19 protein-coding genes are annotated in these 20,973 nt (G+C 56.9%); 12 read left to right on the forward strand and 7 right to left on the reverse strand.

Going from position 1 to position 20,973, the window contains the following annotated elements; translation table 11 throughout:
* Positions 1 to 40 precede the first annotated feature (40 nt).
* From murI to VB780_RS20825, 4 genes are all read left to right on the forward strand, one after another.
* Positions 41 to 886 (forward strand): glutamate racemase, encoded by an 846-nt coding sequence (murI, locus tag VB780_RS20810; protein WP_323353095.1) that lies wholly within the window; start codon positions 41 to 43, stop codon positions 884 to 886.
* Between the two features lie 704 nt (positions 887 to 1,590).
* Positions 1,591 to 2,562, forward strand: a complete 972-nt coding sequence (sds, locus tag VB780_RS20815; RefSeq protein WP_323353096.1) for a solanesyl diphosphate synthase — start codon at positions 1,591 to 1,593, stop codon at positions 2,560 to 2,562.
* Between the two features lie 574 nt (positions 2,563 to 3,136).
* Positions 3,137 to 4,270 carry a hypothetical protein gene (locus VB780_RS20820; protein WP_323353097.1) on the forward strand — a complete coding sequence of 378 codons (1,134 nt, stop codon included), beginning with the start codon at positions 3,137 to 3,139 and terminating at the stop codon, positions 4,268 to 4,270.
* 126 nt (positions 4,271 to 4,396) lie between these two features.
* Positions 4,397 to 4,873, forward strand: coding sequence for a CYTH domain-containing protein (locus tag VB780_RS20825; RefSeq protein WP_323353098.1), 477 nt, complete (start codon positions 4,397 to 4,399; stop codon positions 4,871 to 4,873).
* Between the two features lie 151 nt (positions 4,874 to 5,024).
* On the opposite strand, the gene cruG is transcribed toward VB780_RS20825, so the two are convergent.
* Positions 5,025 to 6,239 (reverse strand): 2'-O-glycosyltransferase CruG, encoded by a 1,215-nt coding sequence (gene cruG / locus VB780_RS20830; RefSeq protein WP_323353099.1) that lies wholly within the window; start codon positions 6,237 to 6,239, stop codon positions 5,025 to 5,027.
* Between the two features lie 160 nt (positions 6,240 to 6,399).
* The gene (cruF, locus tag VB780_RS20835; RefSeq protein ID WP_323353100.1) at positions 6,400 to 7,320 is read right to left on the reverse strand and encodes a gamma-carotene 1'-hydroxylase CruF; all 921 of its coding nucleotides are present in this window, start codon (positions 7,318 to 7,320) and stop codon (positions 6,400 to 6,402) included.
* A gap of 278 nt (positions 7,321 to 7,598) precedes the next feature.
* Here cruF and VB780_RS20840 point away from each other — a divergent pair, with 278 nt between their 5' ends.
* From VB780_RS20840 to proB, 6 genes are all read left to right on the forward strand, one after another.
* Positions 7,599 to 8,831 (forward strand): GNAT family N-acetyltransferase, encoded by a 1,233-nt coding sequence (locus tag VB780_RS20840; RefSeq protein WP_323353101.1) that lies wholly within the window; start codon positions 7,599 to 7,601, stop codon positions 8,829 to 8,831.
* Between the two features lie 12 nt (positions 8,832 to 8,843).
* Entirely contained in the window at positions 8,844 to 9,269 is a 426-nt protein-coding gene (ruvX, locus tag VB780_RS20845) for a Holliday junction resolvase RuvX (protein WP_323353102.1), read from the forward strand.
* A 103-nt stretch (positions 9,270 to 9,372) separates the two neighbouring features.
* Complete coding sequence (locus VB780_RS20850; protein WP_323353103.1) at positions 9,373 to 9,936, forward strand: DUF3727 domain-containing protein; 564 nt, start codon at positions 9,373 to 9,375, stop codon at positions 9,934 to 9,936.
* Positions 9,937 to 9,972: 36 nt separating this feature from the next.
* Entirely contained in the window at positions 9,973 to 11,034 is a 1,062-nt protein-coding gene (mltG, locus tag VB780_RS20855) for an endolytic transglycosylase MltG (RefSeq protein ID WP_323353104.1), read from the forward strand.
* 267 nt (positions 11,035 to 11,301) lie between these two features.
* Complete coding sequence (locus tag VB780_RS20860; RefSeq protein ID WP_323353105.1) at positions 11,302 to 11,811, forward strand: YqeG family HAD IIIA-type phosphatase; 510 nt, start codon at positions 11,302 to 11,304, stop codon at positions 11,809 to 11,811.
* Between the two features lie 336 nt (positions 11,812 to 12,147).
* Positions 12,148 to 13,308 (forward strand): glutamate 5-kinase, encoded by a 1,161-nt coding sequence (gene proB, locus VB780_RS20865; RefSeq protein WP_323353106.1) that lies wholly within the window; start codon positions 12,148 to 12,150, stop codon positions 13,306 to 13,308.
* A 3-nt stretch (positions 13,309 to 13,311) separates the two neighbouring features.
* Here the strand turns inward: proB and VB780_RS20870 are convergent, their stop codons facing one another.
* On the reverse strand, positions 13,312 to 13,980 hold the full coding sequence (locus VB780_RS20870) for a sugar transferase (RefSeq protein WP_323353107.1): 669 nt from the start codon (positions 13,978 to 13,980) through the stop codon (positions 13,312 to 13,314).
* 452 nt (positions 13,981 to 14,432) lie between these two features.
* On the opposite strand from VB780_RS20870, the gene VB780_RS20875 reads away from it, so the two are divergent.
* Positions 14,433 to 15,569, forward strand: a complete 1,137-nt coding sequence (locus tag VB780_RS20875; protein WP_323353108.1) for a HetZ-related protein 2 — start codon at positions 14,433 to 14,435, stop codon at positions 15,567 to 15,569.
* Positions 15,570 to 15,751: 182 nt separating this feature from the next.
* Here the strand turns inward: VB780_RS20875 and VB780_RS20880 are convergent, their stop codons facing one another.
* Together VB780_RS20880 and VB780_RS20885 are read right to left on the reverse strand one after the other, a co-directional pair.
* On the reverse strand, positions 15,752 to 16,663 hold the full coding sequence (locus tag VB780_RS20880) for a metal ABC transporter permease (RefSeq protein WP_323353109.1): 912 nt from the start codon (positions 16,661 to 16,663) through the stop codon (positions 15,752 to 15,754).
* Positions 16,653 to 17,393: a metal ABC transporter ATP-binding protein gene (locus VB780_RS20885; RefSeq protein ID WP_323353110.1), complete on the reverse strand. Its 741-nt coding sequence runs from the start codon at positions 17,391 to 17,393 to the stop codon at positions 16,653 to 16,655. Before VB780_RS20885 ends, VB780_RS20880 begins: the two co-directional genes overlap by 11 nt.
* Before the next feature lie 238 nt (positions 17,394 to 17,631).
* On the opposite strand from VB780_RS20885, the gene VB780_RS20890 reads away from it, so the two are divergent.
* Positions 17,632 to 18,462, forward strand: a complete 831-nt coding sequence (locus VB780_RS20890; RefSeq protein ID WP_323353111.1) for a metal ABC transporter solute-binding protein, Zn/Mn family — start codon at positions 17,632 to 17,634, stop codon at positions 18,460 to 18,462.
* 11 nt (positions 18,463 to 18,473) lie between these two features.
* On the opposite strand, the gene VB780_RS20895 is transcribed toward VB780_RS20890, so the two are convergent.
* Together VB780_RS20895 and VB780_RS20900 are read right to left on the reverse strand one after the other, a co-directional pair.
* Entirely contained in the window at positions 18,474 to 20,354 is a 1,881-nt protein-coding gene (locus tag VB780_RS20895; RefSeq protein ID WP_323353112.1) for a penicillin-binding protein 2, read from the reverse strand.
* 33 nt (positions 20,355 to 20,387) lie between these two features.
* Entirely contained in the window at positions 20,388 to 20,792 is a 405-nt protein-coding gene (locus VB780_RS20900) for a hypothetical protein (RefSeq protein WP_323353113.1), read from the reverse strand.
* Positions 20,793 to 20,973 lie beyond the last annotated feature (181 nt).

The raw sequence follows: 20,973 nt of genomic DNA on the forward strand, positions 1-20,973 counted from the left end.
CTCAGTGAGATTATTTTTTCGTCCCTAGGCACAAGCACCCATGAAAAACGGGTTAGACCATCGCCTGCTGGCTCAGCGCCCGGCACCCATCGGCATTTTTGATAGCGGTGTCGGCGGCCTTACGGTACTGCGAGAAATCTACCGCCAGCTGCCCAACGAGTCGGTGCTGTACTTTGGCGATACGGCTCGGCTGCCCTACGGATCGCGATCGCCCGAAGAGATTCTCTACTTTGTGCGCCAAATCTTGACCTGGATGGCCGACCAGGGCGTCAAGATGGTGATTATGGCCTGCAACACCAGCTCGGCTTTGGCCCTTGACCTGGTGCAGGGCGAGTTTCCCTTCCCGGTGCTGGGGCTGATTCGCCCTGGGGCTCAGGCGGCGGCTCTGCGGGGCCGTCGCATTGGCGTGATTGCCACCCAGGCTACCGTTACCAGTCGGGCCTACACCCACGCCATTCAAGAAATTAACCCAGACTGTCGGGTGTGGGAGGTGGGCTGTCCGCTGTTTGTACCGATTGTTGAGCAAAACCAAATTAAAGATCCCCATGCCCAGCGCACCGCAGCCACCTACCTACAGCCGCTGATGGCTGCCAATATTGACACCCTGGTCTACGGCTGTACCCACTATCCCCACCTGGCCCCGGTGCTAAGGCCAATTTTGCCCGCCGCGATGCAGTATGTTGATCCAGCGATTTCTATGGTGGCAGCCGCCGCTAAAGAACTCGATGCCCTGGGCCTGCGGAGCAGTACTCCTGCCTGGTCAACGGAGTTTTATGTGAGTGGTTCAGCTCCCGAGTTTAAACGCCTGGCGGTGCAGTGGCTGGGTCATCAGCCTGCCGTGCGCCAAATTCGCCTGCCAGAGCTAGTGGCTCACCCCAAGGGCTAACCCTGGGAGCGACGCCGTGCGCTCAGGCGCTGGGCCAGCACAAGCATGCCGTAGATCAAGAGTAGATAGGCGATCGCCAGCAGCGGAATAACAACGAGAGAAATAGAGTAGGTCATGGTCGGCAGCAGCAGATGAGAGAAACCAGTAAATGCCTGGCGAGCCATGAATACGGTAGAGCAGCACCGATGCTGCAAAACCAAATCCCCTCTCTGAAAAAGGAATTTTGCTCGCCAACAATTTTGGGTGATGGCACACCCACAGAAGTTAGTAAAAATGACCGAGCGCTTAAGAAACCAGTGGAAAAACCACCCAGCACTGCGATCGACTCAAAGTAATAAACAAGACAGAGCCGATCAAAAAATCTTACGAACTCTGCTTATATTCTTGAGAAATTCTTAATTCTGAGTCTATCACGGTATTCCTCTGCTGGGTAAGCGATTTATAGGGGGCAAGTCGCCTAAATTTTGGGCGGCCTTGGGGAATTGGCTTGGTGAATTTGCCCAGCGCTGACGGTCTGGTTTAAACCGTTGAAACCCAGTCCTGGTAATGGGTTTGCCCCTGGGCGAAGCCGTTGGCCAAGCTTGAAGCCGGAGGCTTTGACTAACGAAAGAGGCTGAGCTTTTACCAATACTGCTTTGGGGGTTGTCTTAGAATGGCGATAGAATATGTAAAAATTCGTAACTTTAGCGCTCTTGCCGGGGTCTATGACTTCAGTAACTTCTCTTTTCGCGCCAGTTGAGTCCGACCTTGACCTGATGACCCAAAATCTAAAGGGGTTAGTTGGGGCACGGCATCCCATTTTGTCGGCGGCGGCCGAGCATCTGTTTGGTGCTGGGGGCAAGCGAGTGCGCCCAGCCATTGTGCTACTCCTGTCTAAGGCCACCCTGCCAGGGCAAGAGATCACTCCCAAGCACCGTCGCCTGGCCGAGATTACCGAGATGATCCACACAGCCAGCCTGGTGCACGACGATGTGGTCGATGAAGCCAGTGTGCGGCGGGGGGTGCCCACGGTGCACAGCAGCTTTGGCAATCGCATCGCGGTGCTAGCGGGGGATTTTTTGTTTGCCCAGGCCTCTTGGTACTTGGCTAACCTAGACAACCTGCGAGTGGTCAAGCTGCTCTCCCAGGTAATTATGGATCTGGCCGAGGGCGAAATTCAGCAGGGGCTGAACCGCTTTGATACCAGCCTCTCTATTGATACCTATTTGGACAAGAGCTATTTCAAGACGGCCTCGCTGATGGCCAACAGTGCTAAGGCTGCCGGGGTACTCAGCAACATGTCTGAGCCAGTGGTTGAGCAGCTCTACGACTACGGACGGCATTTGGGGTTGGCCTTTCAGGTGGTTGACGATATTCTCGACTTCACCAGCTCTGACGAAGTCTTGGGTAAACCCGCCTGCTCTGATCTAAAAAGCGGCAATCTAACGGCTCCGGTGCTCTACGCCATGGCCGAGCATCCCTTTCTCACCACCCTGATTGAGCGGGAGTTTTCTGAGGCCGACGATTTTGACCAGGCCATTGACCTGGTACACGGCAGCAGCGGTATTGCCCGATCGCGCGAGCTAGCCGCCACCCATGCCCGACTGGCGGCAACTTGCCTAGAGCATCTGCCCCCCTCTGCCGCTTGCCAAGCCCTCCAAGACCTAACTAGCTATGTGCTGCGGCGTATTTCCTAACGCAGTGGGTGCTCAATCGAGCGGCTGCACCCGATGCTGAGTAGGGAAGCTGCTGAGAGAAATGCCCTTAGGTACATGGCCTAAGGGCCTTTTTGGGCGATCGCATGTTTGACTATCACCCGGCGACTGCCGAGATTCCTACGCCTTGGATTGACTAGCCTGGGGGTTGCTTTGCTTTGGCCAATGGGGCGACACGGCCTAGGCCGCGCTGGGTCAGGGTGAGGAAGCATCATCAAGGCTTGAAAGCAATGCCCACCCGATGAAATCTCCGAAGTTGACGCTCCGCACGTCCAGTCACCCAATTGAGTCAGAACGGTTTTTCTGCTAGAGTTCCTCTGGAAAAAACTGTTGTTCCTGCCTTGTTAGAAAACTTCAGGGTACAAAAATAGCTCTCAATTAGCTATCTGCTTCACGTGTGATGCCCCTGGAACTGGCGTGGCATTCAGCATCTTGATATTAACGATCAGCACAAAATAACCCATGGGCGAGGGCTTACAGCACCCCAGAAAATTAGCCGCCAGTGCCAGGCAAACCCTTCTGAATGAGTTCAAAAGTTACTAATAAGGTCATCGATATGAAAATCCGCTCGATTCTGGCCTGTTCGGCTTTGGCCTATGGCGCTGTCGTCACGGTAATGGTCACTCCCCAGATCGTGGGGGCAGCCGTGCCCATGCCTTCCTCCACTGTTCTCGCCCAGCAGGCCGACTTGAACTTAGTTGGAGAAGGGGAAGGCACCTTATCTATCGGCAGCCGCCCCAGTCAAACCGTGACCTTTGTCACTGTGACCAGCCGCCCCAATCAGCAAGTTGAGATTTCTCTGCGCCTAGCGGATGGCAACTTGCAGCGATGGGAGGGGCAATTGGTCAGCCGCACTGCGACTGAGGCCCAGATTCAGTTGACCAGTGCAGGCGCGGCTGACGCTACAGGAACGCTCACTGTCCGCTATCAGGACAACAGTCTGATCTCTCTGAGCGGCAGTGGCACCCTTGACGGTCAACCTCTGTCGATCCTTTTCACCATTGGCGACGACAGTGTTGGCCGTCCCCCTGTCCCCAGTGTGGTGACCCTGACTCAGGCAGGTCAAGGGGTGTTTGGTCTTCAAGGACGTTCGAACCAAAATATTTCCTTTGCTTCGGTCACCGTTCAGCCGGATAACAGCGCCGAGCTATCAATTCGCCTAGCCGATGGCAATAATATCGCCTTCGCAGGACAGCAAACCCGTAAGACCGCCGAAGACATTGTCCTCAATCTCACCTCCTCAGGGAATGCAGATGCCCAAGGCCCCGCCAATATTCGCTATGGACCCAATAACTCGATCATCACCATCTCATCGAACGGCACCCTAGACGGTCAGCCCTTTTTCATTCAATTCAGCGGTCAGCAAGCCACCGCCCAGCCCCCAGTTGTTCCTCCAGCGGCCGGGGCCGTCATTTGCACCGGGCAGATGCAAAATGGATGGCAATATCGCGCTGAGGTCGCCAATCAACGATTCACAGAAATTCGCTGGGAGCGATCGGGCGCAGAGCCTACGGTGTCAACCCTGCGGTTTTATCGCAACAATGCCCAGGGGCAGCCGGTTTATCGGGGATCCTTCCGGGCTGCGACAGAGCTGGCGCTGGTTGACCTCAGTGGCGGCAATCCTCGCCCAGGCTCCCAGGTATCCATTGGGGTAGAGGAGTGGGGGTGGTCGCGAGGCAACTGTCGCTAAGGGCCAGCAGAAAGGGCTTCCTAGGCGGTCTGGTTGAGCAAGTTCTAAGCGCTGCCTGGGGCGAATATCACCCTCGCGCACCCTTGGATTAGGCTACGCTGCAAAGGTAGCGTGCAGCGCAGTTCTATGGGTCAAGAAATTGAGCGTAAGTTTTTGGTGGTCGGCGATGGTTGGCGGCACGCTGCCCAGGGAGAGGTGATGTGCCAGGGCTATATTCCCACCCAAGATGCCCGCACGGTGCGGGTACGGCGAGTGGGCGATCGCGCCTATCTCACCCTCAAAGGCCCGGCGGTCGGTCTGGTGCGCCCTGAGTTTGAATACCCCATTCCTGTCGCCGATGCCCAGACTATTCTAGAAACCCTCTGCCAGCCACCCCTGATCGAAAAAACCCGCTATCGCCTTCCTCTAGGGGATGTGGTGTGGGAAATAGACGAGTTCTCGGGCGACAACCAGGGGTTGATTGTGGCAGAAATTGAGCTAACCAGCCCCGATCAATTGGTCGATCTGCCTGCCTGGATAGGTGCAGAGGTCAGTTACGATCCGCGTTACTACAACTTAAACCTGGCTCGTCATCCTTTTAAGGGCTGGGGTGCTGAGGAATGAGGATTGAACACAATCCAAGTTTTGTAGGTTAGGGCATCCTGCCTGACTATGAACGGCTATAGGACAGCCGTGACGGCTATCCTACGTCATTTAATCCTTGATCCCTAGCGTGCTGCCGAATGGATGTGAGAGCCGAGCGTTGACCTACCCCTCAATCTCCTACTGGATACTGCCGCCCCCGCCACTGGGTAGGTCGCCGCAGGGATGACATGCCGATGCGCGCTACCGCTGCCAGATCCGCTAGGGGCGACAGCCAGAAGGCCCAGGCTCCCGCTGCTTCCTGCCGGTCGTAGGCTGAGGCTACTGCGGCCTGCATGCCCAGCCGCACGAGCAGCAGACTCGCGTTCACAATCAGCAGCAGTTGTAGGGTCAGCGACCAAGCTGCGGGCAGTAGCAGCCGAACGGCAAACACCCCCGGCACAATCACCCAGGGCAACCCCTGCACCAGGGCAAGAAATAGCCAATCCCACCAGATCTGTGCTGCCGGAGCCGCATCTTTTAAGTCTAGAGAGCGGCCCCACTCGCGCCAGGTCTCGGCCATGCCTTCGTACATGCGCACCTTCAGCAGGCGGGTGCCATCCCAGAAACCCACTTTGGCACCCTGGGCTGCGGCGTAGCGAGCCAGGGTGACATCGTCGCAAAAGGAGCTAGAAGCCGCCTGATAGCCGTCGAGTTGGGCCAGCAGCGATCGCCGTACCATAAAGCACTGGCCATTGGCCATTACTCGCTGGGCAGAGCTACTGGGGCTGCCCGCCGGGCCAAATCGGTACACCAGCGTCATCAATAAAGCCGGTTGCAGCCAAAATTCGCCGGGGTGCTTGAGAATAAACCGGGGCGCGAGAGACACCAGGTCATAGCCCTCACGGTTCATGGCTTTGGCTAAAGCTGCCACCAGGCCAGGCTGGGGTTGGGTATCGGCGTCAACCCCCAGTACCCAGGTGCTAGCGGTCGATGTCTGGCGAAAGCCGTAGTCCAAGGCCCAGGGACGCCCAACCCATCCCTGGGGCAGGGGATCGTCCTCTAGCAGCCGCAACCGCGGGTCATGGGCCTGGTAAGCGCTGACTACCGATCGGGTGCGATCGGTAGACCGGCTATCGACGACTAAAATCTCCCGCACTTCATAGCCCTGACGGATCAGCCCTTCCAGGCAGGGGCGTATCCGATCCGCCTCGTTGAGGGTGGGTACCACCACCGAAACCGTGCCCAGCAGATCGAGGTCGGGGCGGGCTGGGGCCAGGGGAGGCCGGCGAAAGGGGCCCTGCATCAACCGCGACAGCAGCACCGCCACCATCGGCAGCTGCCCTGCCAAGAGCACGATCGCGATAAAACTCGGCCAGGGAAACGGAGTGGCCACATCGGGGAGCAAGGGAATACCTCAAAAACGGGCGTGGATCGCGGTTGAACTGACTGACTGTGGATTCCTACAGCTCAATTTGATCCCATTGGGCCTCGGATCGAATCTACTGTCCGAGGCCGATGGTCTTGTGCTGCCGACATCGGCAACAGCTCTGTGGCAACAGGGCTATTTAGGATCCCTTAGTCGCAGCTACGGGAGTTTCGATGACCTGGGTGGGCTCAGCTAACTCACCAGAGAGATCTTCCTGGGCAGTGGCGCGCCAGCACAGCACCGCAGGTAGGGCTCCGGTCAAAATTCCCAGCGCGATGGGGACATAAAACCCAGCAGCCAGACTCATCACCAGGGCAAAGCCAAAGTTGGCCAAGTACACTACTAGAGGTAGGGTGAGCTGCCCTTGGTCTAGCTCGGGCGAGAACTTAAAGGTTTTCCACAGACCCAGGGCTACGCCCATAAAGACGACCCCAGTCCCAAGCCACCCCGCAAAATTTTGGTAGGGCATGCCAAAGAAGGCACCGGGCTCGTGCCAGTACCAGAAGGGCAGGGCGGTCTGACTCATCGCTGGGTCGAGCACAAAATCCCAGGAGGTGAGCAGTACAGATCCTAGAACTACAGCGGCTAGCGATCGCGCCCAGTTGTAGCGTCCAGCACCGCCCCCCGCAGCCAAACCGCTGCGAGCCAGCAAAAACGATGCCAGACCCAGATAAAACCACGACAGCGGAATGGTAAAGGGCACCAGACCAGCGACCTTGTAACCCAGCCCGTTGAGGTAAGTGTAGTTACCGAAGGGAAAGCCAGTGCTGGTGCCCAACAGCTCACTTGTGACGGAAATGCCGACGGAGGCGATCGCAAATGTGATCAAGCTGCCTAGCCCCAGGGTGCGATAGGCGTACAGAGCCATGGCCAGGGTGCCCAACAAAATGTAGCCGACGCCGCCCCCGGCCATGCTCCACCGAAAGAGAGTTGGCCCCGCTGGCAAGTACTCTAGGATGCCAGGGTGAGGTACCACCCATAGCAGACCGGCCAGGCCAAACACCATGGCGACCACGTGACCGTATAGGCAAAACCGCTCGATGGCTAAAAAATTTCTCATGGTAAGTCCTAGATACCGCTGACCGGGCTGTACAGCTCGACCGCTAACTGTTCTTTTATGAAGGGCTGAAAACAGCCGTAAGTGCAATCGTCGCCTAAATTATAAGTTTTGTAAATGGTAAGTTTTGAGGTTTCTCCAGCGCTCAATCCTCCTGATTACAAAAGTAGCCCTGCCGGTTTAGCAGTTAATTTAGGCGGCTCTCCCCTCGCCAAGGGGCGGTGTGGAAATCAGGAAAATCGGCTAGGATGACGGCATACAGGTCAGATCTTTGAGATCCTATGGCACCTATGACAACCCCTGGCCCTACCCTAACAGTAAGGCCGCTGCAATACCGCGATTTAGACGACCTTAAGCAGTGGCAGCCAGAGGATCTGGAGGCTGGTGGCGACCTTGATGCTGCCGAAGATATCGTGACATGGCTAGATTATCAGCGCCGCTGGTACGGCCCCCTGAAAGTTTTAAGCTGGCTGCCCCGCCCCGTGCAGCAGCAGAGTCAGGCCACCTTCGTGGCCGAGCGCCAAAAATCTTTGGTGGGGTTTATTCAGGTGTCGCCGTTCAATCAGACTCGCAGCACCTGGCGGGTTGAGCAGGTGGTGATCAACCGTCGCGCCCTGGCTGACACGGCGGCCTCGGGATATGTGGCGGCCTCAGGCTATATGGATGTCGGTTCACGGCTGCTGCGCCACTGCTTCGAGGTGATTTGGGAGGCCAGAACCTGGATGCTTGAGGTTGATGTCAACCACACCTCTGCTTTGGCGCTCTATCGCTTCAATGGGTTTCAGCCCTTGGCCCAGATGACCTACTGGGAGATGGCTGCCGAGCAGATCGAAACCCTGGCTCAGCGCGAGCCCGATCTGCCGAACCTTTTGCCTATTAGCAACGCCGACTCTCAGCTTCTGTACCAGCTAGACACGGCCGCCATGCCACCTCTGGTGCGCCAGGTGTTTGATCATCAGATCCAAGACTTTAAAACCGGTCTGATGGGCAGCATGACCGCCACCGCCGACCGTCTGGTCAACCAGGTTGAAACGGTCAGCGCCTACGTGTTTGAGCAGCAGCGCAAGGCGGCGATTGGTCAGTTTAAGCTGGCAATTTCCCGGGATGGTCAGCAGCCCCACGAGGCCGGGTTAACGGTTCACCCGGCCTATACCTGGCTCTACCTGGAGCTGATGACGCAGATGGCGAAAATTTTGCAACCCTTCCCGGCCCAGTCTCTACGGCTGACCTCCCTCGACTATCAACCCGAGCGAGAGGAGTGCTTTACTCAAATTCAAGCGACCCCCGCCTCCCATGCCCTGCTGATGTCGCGATCGGTGTGGCACAAAGTGCGTGAGGCTCGGCACCTTTCCCTAGAGGGGCTACAGCTGTCTGACATGCTAACGGGTCTACAGCCTGCCGGTAAGCCGGTGCCGGGGCGGATGACCTGGTCGGCAGAGCGTTGGCAGAGGGGGCTAGGGCCGCAAACGCCAAATGCAGGTACCGGTGCGCCGCCTTCTGAGGGCGATCGCTAAGGCTGCAAGACTATGGCGCTGGTTTCAGCTCTGGGGTTAGACATTGGTCGCAGGCGCATTGGGGTCGCGGGTTGCGACGGCACGGGCCTGATTGCCACAGGGCTCACCACGCTACAGCGGCGATCGTTTCAGGAACTGGTGGTCGATTTACAACATTTGGTTAAGATCCGGCAGGCCCAGGTACTGGTGGTGGGCTTGCCGCTAACCATGGATGGGGAAGAGGGCTTTCAGTCTCGCCAGGTGCGAAAGGTGGCCCAGGGACTCAGTCAGGCTCTATCGCTGCCCGTTGTCTATGTCGATGAACGCCTGAGTTCGGTAGAGGCCGAACACCTCATGCGCGCCGCAGGCCATTCGGTAGCCCAGGAAAAAGCTTTAATTGACCGCAAGGCAGCCGCCATCATCCTGCAGCGCTGGTTAGACGAACGACGCTCATTGTAAACAGACGTAACCGGATGGGATATTCTGATAACACCGTTCAGTGTTCATACTGGGCTGCGGTGTTGATCCACTGCACCTGGTTACCGAGAAAAGAGTAGCCTCCATGGCGGATAATACCCAACCGATTGACGAGTCAGCCGTAGTTCTCACCGACGATGCCGGGCGGTTTTTGCCCTGTCAAGTGGAGCAGAGCTTTCAGCTCAACGATCGCGAATACCTGCTTTTGCTGCCCATTGATGCCCCCATCGAGATTTTTGTGTGGCAGCAAGACGACAATGACGACGAGGTCTTAATGGATGTGGAAGAGGAAGAGATCGATCAGGTCTTTCTCACCGCCAAGGCCGTGCTGGCTGAGCAAAATTTGTCCCTCCAGCGCACCGCCATTACCCTGACTGCGTCGGGGGAGGTGCCCGAGGCTGAGGAAGACAACTGTCTCACCCTAGAGCTAGACGACCTTGACGACGCCGGTAACCCCGTCACAGAAGAATTTCAGATCTTGGCAACCTGCTTCTACGACGACGAAGAATATACCCTGTGCACGCCCCTCGACCCGCTGCTGATTTTTGCTCATCGCACCAGCGACGGATCTCTGGAGGTAGTGACTCCAGAGGAATTTCAGACCATTCGCGGTGGCTTAGAGGAAAAGCTGTTTGATCTATTAGAGTAAGAACGTCCGTAACGGCGATTTATCGATAGTGCAACTATGGCTAAAGGTTCACGCTGGGTTCGGTGGAGTTTTCTAGGGCTGCTGCTGCCGTTGGCTACCGGGGTAGCGGCCTGGCAGGGCTGGGCCTGGTGGAGTTGGGCCAACCAGCCCGTCAGCGCAACCTCTGCCGAAGCCGCTCCTGGAACGGTGCAAATTCAAGTTCCGCCGGGTACTCCGGGCCAGCAGATTGGCGAAGACCTTGAAGCGGCGGGTTTGATCCGATCGGCCCTGGCCTGGAAGCTGTGGTCGCGCTGGCAAACCTGGCAAAATGCTGAGGGTGAATTTCAGGCGGGCACCTATGCCCTCAGTCCAACTGACTCAATGACAGCGATCGCCGCTGTGATCCGCAGTGGTCAGGTCGTGCAAACCTCGTTTACGGTTCCCGAGGGCTGGAACCGCCGCCAAATGGCGACCTACTTTGAGGAAGAGGGCTTTTTCTCTGCAGACGCGTTTCTGGCGGCTACGGAGCAAGTGTCTAGGGAGAAATATCCCTGGCTGCCCGATGGCCTTCCCCATGTGGAGGGATTTTTATTTCCCGATACCTATCAGCTGCCGGCGGAGGGCGTGACTCCTGATGCGGTAGTCGATATTATGCTGAGCCGTTTTGAGACGGTAGCACTGCCGATCTACCAGCAGGCGACTACTGACCTGACGCTGCTAGACTGGGCCGCCCTGGCCAGCATCGTTGAAAAAGAGGCCGTGATTGCCGACGAGCGCGGCACCATTGCCGGGGTCTTTACTAACCGCCTCAACCAGAATATTCCGCTGGGGGCTGACCCTACGGTCGAATATGGTCTGGGTATTGTGCAGACCCCAGAGCAGCCTCTAACCTGGACTCAGGTAGGAACCCCTTCACCCTATAACACCTACATCAACCCAGGATTGCCCCCTACCCCAATTGCCAGCGCGGGGGAAGCCAGCCTGGCGGCCACCCTAGCCCCTGAGTCTACCGATTACCTATTCTTTGTGGCCCGCTACGACGGCACCCATGTGTTTAGCCGCACCTTGGCCGAGCACGAGGCCGCTCGTGATGCCATTCGCGCCACCATTGACAACTAGCCCTCAGCCATCGGCACTAGGAGATTTCTGAGAAAGAAAATCCCCGATTTATCCAGCGGCTGTAGCTGCCGTAGGTGGGCACTGCCCACCAGCGGGGAAACTGGTTTCCAGAAGCCGTCCTAGATCTGCAGGGCGATCGCCGCTGAAATCATCCCAAGTGGCTTTTTGCGCTGCGGTTTAATCGTTGTGGTTTGGGGATCGCTGGTATTTCAGCCAGCTTTAGACCGCCAATCTAGACTATGCTACGTTTGGGGCTATGGTTTTGTTATGTCCTTTTCTCGCCTGCTGCAACCCGATTTAGTGCTGGATGGCAACGTCCTGGCGATTTCCCCTGAGCTGCTGGCTCGGCACAACGTAAAGGGGCTCATTTTAGACGTAGACGATACTTTAGTGCCTCTGCGACAGGCTGAAACCAACCCCGATCTGGCCCACTGGATGCAGCAGATGAAGGCCGTTGCGACAGTGTGGCTTGTGAGCAACAACGTCAATGCCCACCGCATCAGTCGAATTGCCGCCCTGTTCGATGTACCCTACCTAACCAGCGCCGGTAAGCCTTCAGGACGTAAGCTAAAGCTAGCGTTGGCGGCTATGAATCTCCCAGTGGATCAGGTCGCTATGGTGGGCGATCGCCTGTTCACCGATGTTTTGGCTGGCAACCGGGTGGGGTTATTCACCATTTTGGTGAACCCTATGCCGGGGCTCAATCAGGTGGCGCGCACGTCCCCCTTACGGACGCTTGAGGTTTTGATCTCCCAATACTTGGGGGTCACTCTCTAGGGTTAGGAAATCAACCGTTGGCCAATACAACTAAAGAACATCTACGCTTAGCAACTTTTCGCGCAAGAAGCTTGGTCAGGTTAAATATAAAGGAAATATTAGAGTTCAATTGAAATCTTGGGGCCGTTGCGATAATAGGATGCATGAATAGGGGCCGGTTTAATATAGGCTCTTAATTTAATAAGCCATTTTTGGGTGTCGACTTTTGGGTTGACACCCAAAGTTTTTAGGGGGCGTGGGGCCTCTCTAAGGCCGGTCTTTGGCTATGGCAACTCTGCCCTGAGGACAGACCGATTGTTATACTGCCAGGGCTATCGTTACTGATGTTACCTGCCCGTGAGCCCAGTCCAAACCCTAGTGGTCAAAATCGGTACTTCTAGCCTAACCGGCACGAGCAGTGGTCAGTTTGCCCTCTCTACCCTGGCTGCGCTGGTAGAGACCCTCTGCACCCTGCGTCAGCAAGGGCACCAGGTAGTTCTAGTCTCATCGGGTGCGGTGGGCATTGGCTGCCGACGGCTCAATCTGACCGAGCGACCCAAGACCCTAGCCATGAAGCAGGCGGTAGCAGCGGTGGGCCAGGGTCGGTTAATGCGCATCTACGACGATCTGTTTTCGGCCCTGAACCAGCCCATTGCCCAGGTATTGCTAACCCGGAGTGATCTGGCCCAGCGATCGCGCTATGTCAACAGCTATCGTACCTTTCGCCAGCTATTGCAGCTAGGCGTGATTCCCATCGTCAACGAGAACGACACCGTTGCGGTAGAAGAACTCAAGTTTGGCGATAACGATACCCTCTCAGCTTTGGTCGCCAGCCTGATTGGGGCTCAGTGGCTGTTCTTACTCACCGATGTCGATCGCCTATATTCTGCCGATCCTCGCTCTAACCCCGAAGCCCAACCAATTATTGCCATCGATCGGCTAGCGGATATCCAGGCCCTCAAAGCGTTGGCGGGGGGGCAGGGATCGGCCTGGGGCACCGGCGGTATGCTGACCAAGCTAGAAGCGGCTCAAATTGCTACGAAGGCGGGGGTGCGCACCGTCATTACCGATGGTCGTCAGCCCCACAACGTGGTTAAAGCCCTCGCTGGAGAAGCTGTTGGCACCCAGTTTGCCCCATCGCCCCGGCCCAGCCCAGCCCGCAAACGCTGGATTGCTGCTGGCCTTGCCCCTGCTGGCCGCCTTTACTTAGATCCAGGTGCAACTCGGGCGATCTTGCAGGGCGGCAAGTCGCTGCTGGCTGCTGGTATCACTCGTTTAGACGGCGACTTCGAGGCTCAAGATGCAGTTGTGATCTGTGCGGCCAGTGGTGAAGAGATTGCCAGAGGAATGGTTAACTACAGCGCCCAAGACCTCACCCAAATTTTGGGCCATCGGTCAGAAGACATCCCAGCAATCTTAGGGTACGTGGGGGCAGACACCGTCATCCATCGCGATAATCTGGTGGTTGCTACAGACGTCGATGATGACGATGTTCATAGGGCTGAGAGCCTTGCTTAAGCCCTAGTAAGCGCCTCTGCGATCGAGCAGTATGGTGATGGTTTTGAGAATGACCTGAAGGTCGTACCAGGGCGACCAAATGGCCTGGTATTGCAAGTCGAGGTGCACAATTTCTTCAAAGTCTTTGATGGCCGATCGCCCGCTGATCTGCCATTGACCCGTGATGCCTGGCTTAACGTCGAGCCTCCGCCAGTGGTGAGAACTGTAGCGAGAGACCTCATCCTCGGTCGGAGGACGAGTGCCAACCAGGCTCATATCGCCTTTGAGCACATTCCAAAACTGTGGAAACTCATCTAGGCTTGTCTTTCGCAAGATGCGCCCCACTCGGGTGATACGGGGATCATTTTTATTTTTGAAAATCAGCCCTTGGGCCTGGTTGGATACCGTTTGCTTGAGTGCGTCAGCATTTTGCACCATGGAGCGAAACTTCCAAATGGTGAACGGTTTACCCTTGAGGCCGTAGCGGGTCTGGGCATAGAAAATTGGGCCAGGGCTATCTAGAGCAATGGCTAGAGCAATGGGGACTGTGACGAAAGCCAGTATGATCAACCCCACCAGGGCACCCAAAATATCTATAGAGCGTTTGATCAGGCACCGAGCCGAGGGATGAATGATTGATGGGGAAGTTTCTGGATAAGCGCTGCCAGAACTGTCTGGAAGGAGGGATAACATGGTAGACCCTGTTGACGGAATGCGTGTGCTAAGAGTGATGTGAAAAATTTTATACCAGCTCTTCCGCATGTTCCCCGTATACTCAAGCAGCTTTATGCTCTTTTAGCGGGAATATGGCTTGAGAACTGCACTAACTGAAAGCTTACTAGAACTACGGAGTATTTAATGTGACCTTTGTCACAGGACGACTACCGTATAAGTACAGATGGCTTTATGTGCACCCTACCAGTACAGAAAAGGTAACTCCGGCAGCGAAGAACACCCTTCGCACAATCTTGCTGAATAGGCAGAGATTGTAAAATTTATGTGAAGCTTTTGCTTGGGTGCTAGTTGTCGCCAAACGGGCGCGCTAAAAAACACAGTCCAAGTCGTAAGTCTGAAGGAAACAGATACTAAGATAAAGCCTACAACCTGTACAACCCGCTTGAGCACACCCGGAAAGGATTGATTGCATGGTCGCGGCAGATAATATAGCCGAGGTTTGGTTATCCCGTTTGCGGGAGGACTTTCCCGATCAGCCTCAATCCATCTGCCGAAGTGTTGTTCATTGGCTGGTGGGAGAGTCGCCGGAACGGTTGGCAACTCTGGCAGAGGCCGACCTGGCGATCGCCCGCCAGGCTATCGAGTACCGCTATCGCATTTTGCAGCAGCGCTATTGGAACGTGAGCCCAGAGGAGGGTTATCAGCGCCTGATTAAACGGCTCAGCGGTCTGTTTTTGATTCGCAACAAGATCAAAACCTGGATTTCCCTGAGCCGCGATCGCCGCCGCACGGTGGTCGATGTGATTCAGGAAGTGATTCAAGAGATGATGCGCAGCGATCGCCACCTGGCCCAGCAGCTCAAGTGGATTTCGACCTGCACCCCAAACCCGCGCCTGCGCAACCTGCTGATGCTGGCCAGCATCGAAGAATACTGCCTGCGCCCAATTCGCAACCAGCCGCTGATTATCTATCGCTTTGTCAACTACCTGCGCCGCAGCCAGAAGGGCGGCATGACCCAGGTGCCCACCGGGGAGCTGATTCGCCTAGTCTCTGACGAAATTGCCCCTAACGACAGCGAAGACTCCCTGAGCCTGCTCGATGTAGAAGCCTGGAATCAGTACCAGGATGAGCAAAATGAGCTAGAGCAGCAGAGTATGCGGCAGCAGGTCAAGAGCTCCTTCGTGAACTACCTCAGCCGCAATTTGGACGACACAGCGGCCCGGTGGCTAGAGCTGCACCTCAACGGTCTTTCCCAAGAGCAGATTGCCCAGGCGCTCAATATGCCGGTGCAGCAGGTCTATCGTCTGCGCGAAAAAATTAGCTACCACGCGATTCGGATTTTTGCTCTGCGCGAGCAGCCCGCCATGGTGCTGGGCTGGCTAAAAACCTCCCTGCAAGAGCACAACTTTGGTCTAACCCCCGCCCAGTGGGATGGGTTTTGGCAAGACCTCACCCCCGAAGAGCAGACCATCTTGACCGCCTACAGGGAGGAGCACCCCCCCGACGAGCTAGCCCGTCGTCTCGGGCTCAAGCACAGACAAATTCAGGCTCAGTGGGTGCAGATTTATCTGCGGGCTCAGGAGCTACGCACCCAGTCGGACAGGTAGCTGTGGCATAGCATGGACTGATCTAGGCCGCAGGTGTCCCCACAGAAGCCAGCGATAATTTGGGTGCCTACAGACCGGCGGCCTGCGGTGCTGCTAATGAATGCTGTGAAAACTGCTGGGGAGAAAACTCTGGGTGTCCCATGCCAGCAGGTTGATAATTTTGGGGATCAGGGATGGGTCAGCTAGGAAATACCGTCTTTGGAACGAAAGATGGCCTGTAGCTTTTGCCACGCCTGCCCCCGGCCTGGCCCCATTAGCACGCCATAGCGGGGGCTAAATAAAAATGCCAGGGCAAACAGCGTCGATACCACCATCACGATGGCTGGCCCGGAGGGTAGGTTGAGGTAGTAGCTCAAGTACATACCGCTAACGCTCGAAAACACCCCTACGCCAGCCCCTAGTAGCATGACCTGGTGCAGGCGGGGTACCAGCAGATAGGCCGTGGCCCCTGGCGCAATCAGCAGCGACAGCACCAAAATAACGCCGACTACTTTCATGCTGGCCACCACGGTGAGAGCAATCAGCACCATCAGCCCAGCGTTGAGCAGCCCCGTGGGCAAGCCACTGGCCTGGGCTCCCAAGGGGTCAAAACTGTAGAACAGCAGCTCTTTGTAGAGCAGAGCCACGGTTAGCAGCACTAAAGCGGCAATAATGGCCGTATCGCGCACTTCTCCAGCCGTGACGCCCAAAATATTGCCGAAGAGAAAGTGGTTGAGATCGATTTTGTTGTCTTTTTGAATAGTGGTAATCAGCGTGATGCCCAGGGCAAAAAAGGCCGAGAAGACAATGCCCATGGCGGCATCTTCTTTGATGGGCGATCGCGTGTGAATCCAGCCAATAATCACGGTGCTGATCACCCCAGCAATGAAAGCACCAATGAAAATGTTGATCCCCAGCAGAAAGGCAATCGCCAGCCCCGGCAGCACCGAATGGCTAATGGCATCGCCCAGCAGCGCTAGGCGCTGCACCATCAGATAGCTGCCCACCACCGAGCAAATGATCCCCACCATGATCGCCACGGCTAGCGATCGCTGCATAAAGGCGTACTGTAACGGCTCAACCAGCCCGTTGAGCAGTGCTAAATCAGGCGACATGGCCAAAGAAGCCCACGTGGCCGCCGTAGGCACGGGTCATGTTGTCGCGGGTGAGTACCCAGTCGCGGGGGCCAGCGGCAATGAGTTCTTTATTTAACAGGATCAGCTGGTCGAAGTTGGTAATCGACTCGCCCAGGTCGTGGTTGATCACTAAGACGATGTGGCCCGCCGCCGCCAGCTCGCGAAAAATCTGGAAAATCACCGCCTCGGTCTTTTGGTCAACTCCCACGAAGGGCTCGTCAAAGCAAAAGATATCGGCCTCCTGGGCCAGGGCGCGGGCCAAAAACACCCGCTGCTGCTGCCCGCCCGAGAGCGCCCCAATCGGGCGATCGCGAAACTCAGCCATGCCCACCCGCTCCAGGGCATCTTTGGCAATCTGGCGGCTCGCGGTCGAGAATCGGTTCAACCAGCCGGTTTTTTGCACCCGACCCATCATCACTACATCCCACACGGTGGCAGGAAAGGTCCAGTCGATCTGCGATCGCTGGGGAACGTAGGCCACCCGGTTGAGTTGGTGGGCCAGGAGATCGTCGCCGTAGGTGACCCGTCCGGTGACTAGCGGCATCAGCCCCAGCATGGCTTTGACCAGCGTGCTCTTGCCCGCGCCGTTGGGGCCAAAGACGCCCACCAGCTTGCCGGGTCGCACGGTGAGGTTGACGTTGCGCAGGGCCTGCACGTCGCGGTAGTTGACGCTGAGGTGGTCAATGGTGATGGAGGGAGCAGGGGCCATAGCGGTATCTCTAGAGCAGGGAGGAGGTGGTGCGATCGCAAAAATGAAACAATTATGAAATGATTGTATCGTAAAAATGAAAGGAATATGAAAAGAGCTTATGCAGCAAATGAATCTATGTCTACGGTATGGAAAACAAGCTGCCGTGTTATTGCTCGCAGGTCTGGGATTGATTGGCTGTGAGGTTGGAAATCAGTCATCTACTCCCAACGGCGGGGATAGTGGGAGGTTAGAGGTGGTGTCCACCAGCACTGTAATTGCTGACTGGGTAGCTGAGGTGGGCGGCGATCAGATCGAGCTGACCAGCATTTTGCAGCCGGGGGCCGATCCGCACGTCTACGAACCGGTGCCCGCCGACACCATTGCCTTTGAAGATGCTGACCTGATTTTCTACAACGGCTATGACCTAGAGCCCAACCTGATTCGGCTGCTCAATGCGGCTGGGGTAGATGCCCAGCGGGTAGCCCTAGGCGAGGTCGTGCCCCCTTTGGACTTGCAAACAGGGGCAACCACCGTACCCGACCCTCACGTGTGGGGCGACGTGAGTAACGCGGTGCCCATGGTTGAAGCGATCCGCGACCAGTTGATTGAACTTGCCCCCGACCAGGCCGAGCTGTTTACCGCCAACGCCGCCGCCTACATTGGCGAACTTAACCAGCTCCACGACTGGATTGGAGTCCAGACCGCCACCATTCCCCCGGAGCAGCGACAGCTTGTCACCACCCACGACGCCTTTCAGTACTACGCCAGCGCCTATGGCCTCACCGTAGTCGGTACCCTGATTGGGCTGAGCACCGAAGAGCAGCCCAGTGCCCGCACTGTGCAGCAGCTAGTTGCCTCTATTCAAGGATTGGGAGTACCGGCGATCTTTGCCGAAACCACCATCAACCCCCAGCTCATTACCACCGTGGCCGACGAATCTGGCGTGACCCTGGCTCCCCAAGCCCTCTACTCCGACTCGATTGGTGCCCCTGGCAGTGATGGGGATAGCTATCTCACCATGATGGCTGCCAATACGCGATCGATCGTTGAAAACCTAGGCGGCACGGTGACAGCATCTCCCTTTTAAGCGATCGCCCCTTAAGGGGTGGAGGCAGCGGCACTGGGAGGTACTCCTTCAAGCACCACCAGCGCTTCAATCACCTTTTTAACCAAGGGAGCAGCGACCGTTGAGCCGTAGGCATCGTCTCCCTGGGGTTCGTCGATAACGGCCAGCACTACGTATTGAGGTGAGTCAATGGGTAAAATGCCCACGAAGCTGGTGACGCGGCCTCGGCCATAGCCCCCCGCCACGGTCGCCTTTTGAGCCGTACCAGTCTTGCCCCCAATGCGGTAGCCGGCAAGCTTAGCGGCATCGCCGGTACCTTCGTTGACCACGGCCTCCATCATGGTGAGCACCTGCTGGGTGGTTTGGGGCGAAAAAACGGTTTTGGGTTGAGGGCGGGGTGGCGTCCACACTGCTTCACCATCGCTGTTGACCATGCTGCTGACCACGTGGGGCGTGACCAGCTTGCCGCCGTTGGCTAGGGTGGCAAGCAGTTGCAGCATCTTAATGGGCGATAGCGAAAACCCCTGGCCAAAGGCCGTGGTGGCCGACTCGACCCGACTGCGCACAAACTGCTCGCGGTCTTTCATTTGAGCGGTGGCTTCTGCGGGTAAATCGATGCCGGTGGGGCGATCGAGGCTGAGGCGCTGAAGCCAGGTAAAGTAGTCGGCGGCGGGCATTTTCTGCATAATGCGCACCATGCCCACATTGCTGGAGTATTTCAGCACATCGGTGATGGAGAGCGGCCCCCGACCACCGGCGGTGGCGTAGTCGTGGTTTCTGATTTTCCATTCGCCAAACTGCATCTGGCCGCTGTCGTTGACGACTTCGTCGGGGCTGATGAGTCCGGCTTCTAGGGCGATCGCAATATTGATCGGCTTAAACGTAGAGCCCGGCTCGTAGAGATCGCTGACAGCCCAGGTTTTGAGGTCTTCGGGGTCAGTTTTAAAGTATTGGTTAGGGTCGTAGGTAGGCACACTGGCCAGAGCGAGCATTTCACCCGTTTTGGCCTCCATTACCATCACGGTGCCCCGCTTGGCATGGTGGCGATCGACCACCGCCTGAAGCTCCTGCTGAGCCGTGCGCTGAAGCCGACTATCGAGGGTGAGGCGCAGGCTAGCCGTACTGTCTTGCTCTGGTCTAGCGGTGCCGTTGTCAGGATCTAGATCAGCCTGATTCTCAGAGACACTAGCGGCATCGTCTGCGGTAGAACTTGGCGCTGGAGGCCCGTAGGTTTCTACAGTAGCCTCTGCCTCGATTGGGGGTGTCTCAGTTGGCGATACTGCTAGGGTTGGCGTCAGCGCTATCTGGTCTTGATAGGCAATTTCTAACCCGGCCTGGGGCTGTCCGTCAAAGTTGACAAAGCCAACAATGGGGGCAAACAGCTGCTGCTGGGGGTAAAAGCGCTGCTGCTGGGGGGAAAGTTCGAGACCATTGAGCCGCAGAGTGCGCAGGCGATCGACCGTGGCTTCGGGCAGACCGTCGGCCACACGAATGCCCGTCGGCTGCTGGCTAAACTGGCTGATTAGACCGGACTCAGGGCTGTCTAACAGCGGGCTGAGGGTAGCTGCCATCTCTGGAATCGACAGATCGAACAGTTGGGGATGGGCGTAGAGGGTATACACCACGCGATCGACCGCAATCACATTGCCCTGCCGATCGACAATAGAGTGCCGCACCTGCCGCTGCACCGGCGATGCCAGCCGCTGCTGCTGGGCCAGACTGGAAAGGCTATCTCCTTGGGCTAGCTGTAGCCAGGCTAATCGCCCGGCGATCGCCACCAGCGACAGCACCAACAGCCCCCATACCAGGAGTATTCTGATCTGAGTAGCGGCTGGATTGAAGGGAGTCACCGCCATTGGACGGGCCGGTTTGCGACGGCGACGACGACGGGTAGAGTAAGCAGAACTAGCCATAGATGTAACGCAGGTAAACGGTGGGGCTAGTGCTTAGTAACCCAGGGGTACATCCACCTTGGGAACAGCCAACCGCCCCACGAATGAGGTGGGGACTGGGGTGGGCATGGCCACGGCAGCCTGTTGGGCGGGCTTGAGAAAAATAACGCTGTTGGGCTGAGGCGGCTGAAATCCCATTTCACTGCCCTCAACCTGCTGAGCTAAGTGATTTTTGAGCACTTCATTGGCGGTGGTGAGCTGCTGCTCGTTGCGCTGCAAGCGATTGAGCTTTTGGTTAACCTGGTTGAGCTGGCGATTGATGTAGACCGATGTGCCGTAACTCACCAGGGCAAGCGCTACTAAAGACACCGCCAGCACAGACGAGACTAGGTGCAGCTGAGCCAGTCGTCGTACCGCTGGGCTAGGGGAGTCTAGGCCTGGTGCCGTGGGCAGTACCACCGGCGGAGAAACCCTGGGCCTGGGTTCTGACGGTAGAGCAGCGGAACTGTAGTAAAGCGAAGCTTGGTTAGCTGTCGCTGTCCTAGACCGAGATGGTACTGGACGGGGCACATAGGATTTCAGCGCAGCGGACATAGATGACCCACATCAGTAGTGAAACTGAAGTCAGGATACTGCATTC

The sequence above is a fragment of the Leptolyngbya sp. CCNP1308 genome (genome assembly GCF_034932455.1).
Classification (GTDB): Bacteria; Cyanobacteriota; Cyanobacteriia; order Phormidesmidales; family Phormidesmidaceae; genus Nodosilinea.

Coding starts and splice junctions, on each gene's coding strand:
- VB780_RS20820 (WP_323353097.1), top strand. CDS start 3,137: ATGAAAATCCGCTCGATTCTGGCCTGTTCGGCTTTGGCCTATGGCGCT.
- sds (WP_323353096.1), top strand. CDS start 1,591: ATGACTTCAGTAACTTCTCTTTTCGCGCCAGTTGAGTCCGACCTTGAC.
- VB780_RS20850 (WP_323353103.1), top strand. CDS start 9,373: ATGGCGGATAATACCCAACCGATTGACGAGTCAGCCGTAGTTCTCACC.
- cruF (WP_323353100.1), bottom strand. CDS start 7,320: ATGAGAAATTTTTTAGCCATCGAGCGGTTTTGCCTATACGGTCACGTG.
- VB780_RS20880 (WP_323353109.1), bottom strand. CDS start 16,663: ATGTCGCCTGATTTAGCACTGCTCAACGGGCTGGTTGAGCCGTTACAG.
- murI (WP_323353095.1), top strand. CDS start 41: ATGAAAAACGGGTTAGACCATCGCCTGCTGGCTCAGCGCCCGGCACCC.
- VB780_RS20895 (WP_323353112.1), bottom strand. CDS start 20,354: ATGGCTAGTTCTGCTTACTCTACCCGTCGTCGTCGCCGTCGCAAACCG.
- VB780_RS20825 (WP_323353098.1), top strand. CDS start 4,397: ATGGGTCAAGAAATTGAGCGTAAGTTTTTGGTGGTCGGCGATGGTTGG.
- mltG (WP_323353104.1), top strand. CDS start 9,973: ATGGCTAAAGGTTCACGCTGGGTTCGGTGGAGTTTTCTAGGGCTGCTG.
- VB780_RS20860 (WP_323353105.1), top strand. CDS start 11,302: ATGTCCTTTTCTCGCCTGCTGCAACCCGATTTAGTGCTGGATGGCAAC.
- VB780_RS20885 (WP_323353110.1), bottom strand. CDS start 17,393: ATGGCCCCTGCTCCCTCCATCACCATTGACCACCTCAGCGTCAACTAC.
- VB780_RS20870 (WP_323353107.1), bottom strand. CDS start 13,980: ATGTTATCCCTCCTTCCAGACAGTTCTGGCAGCGCTTATCCAGAAACT.
- ruvX (WP_323353102.1), top strand. CDS start 8,844: ATGGCGCTGGTTTCAGCTCTGGGGTTAGACATTGGTCGCAGGCGCATT.
- VB780_RS20875 (WP_323353108.1), top strand. CDS start 14,433: ATGGTCGCGGCAGATAATATAGCCGAGGTTTGGTTATCCCGTTTGCGG.
- VB780_RS20840 (WP_323353101.1), top strand. CDS start 7,599: ATGGCACCTATGACAACCCCTGGCCCTACCCTAACAGTAAGGCCGCTG.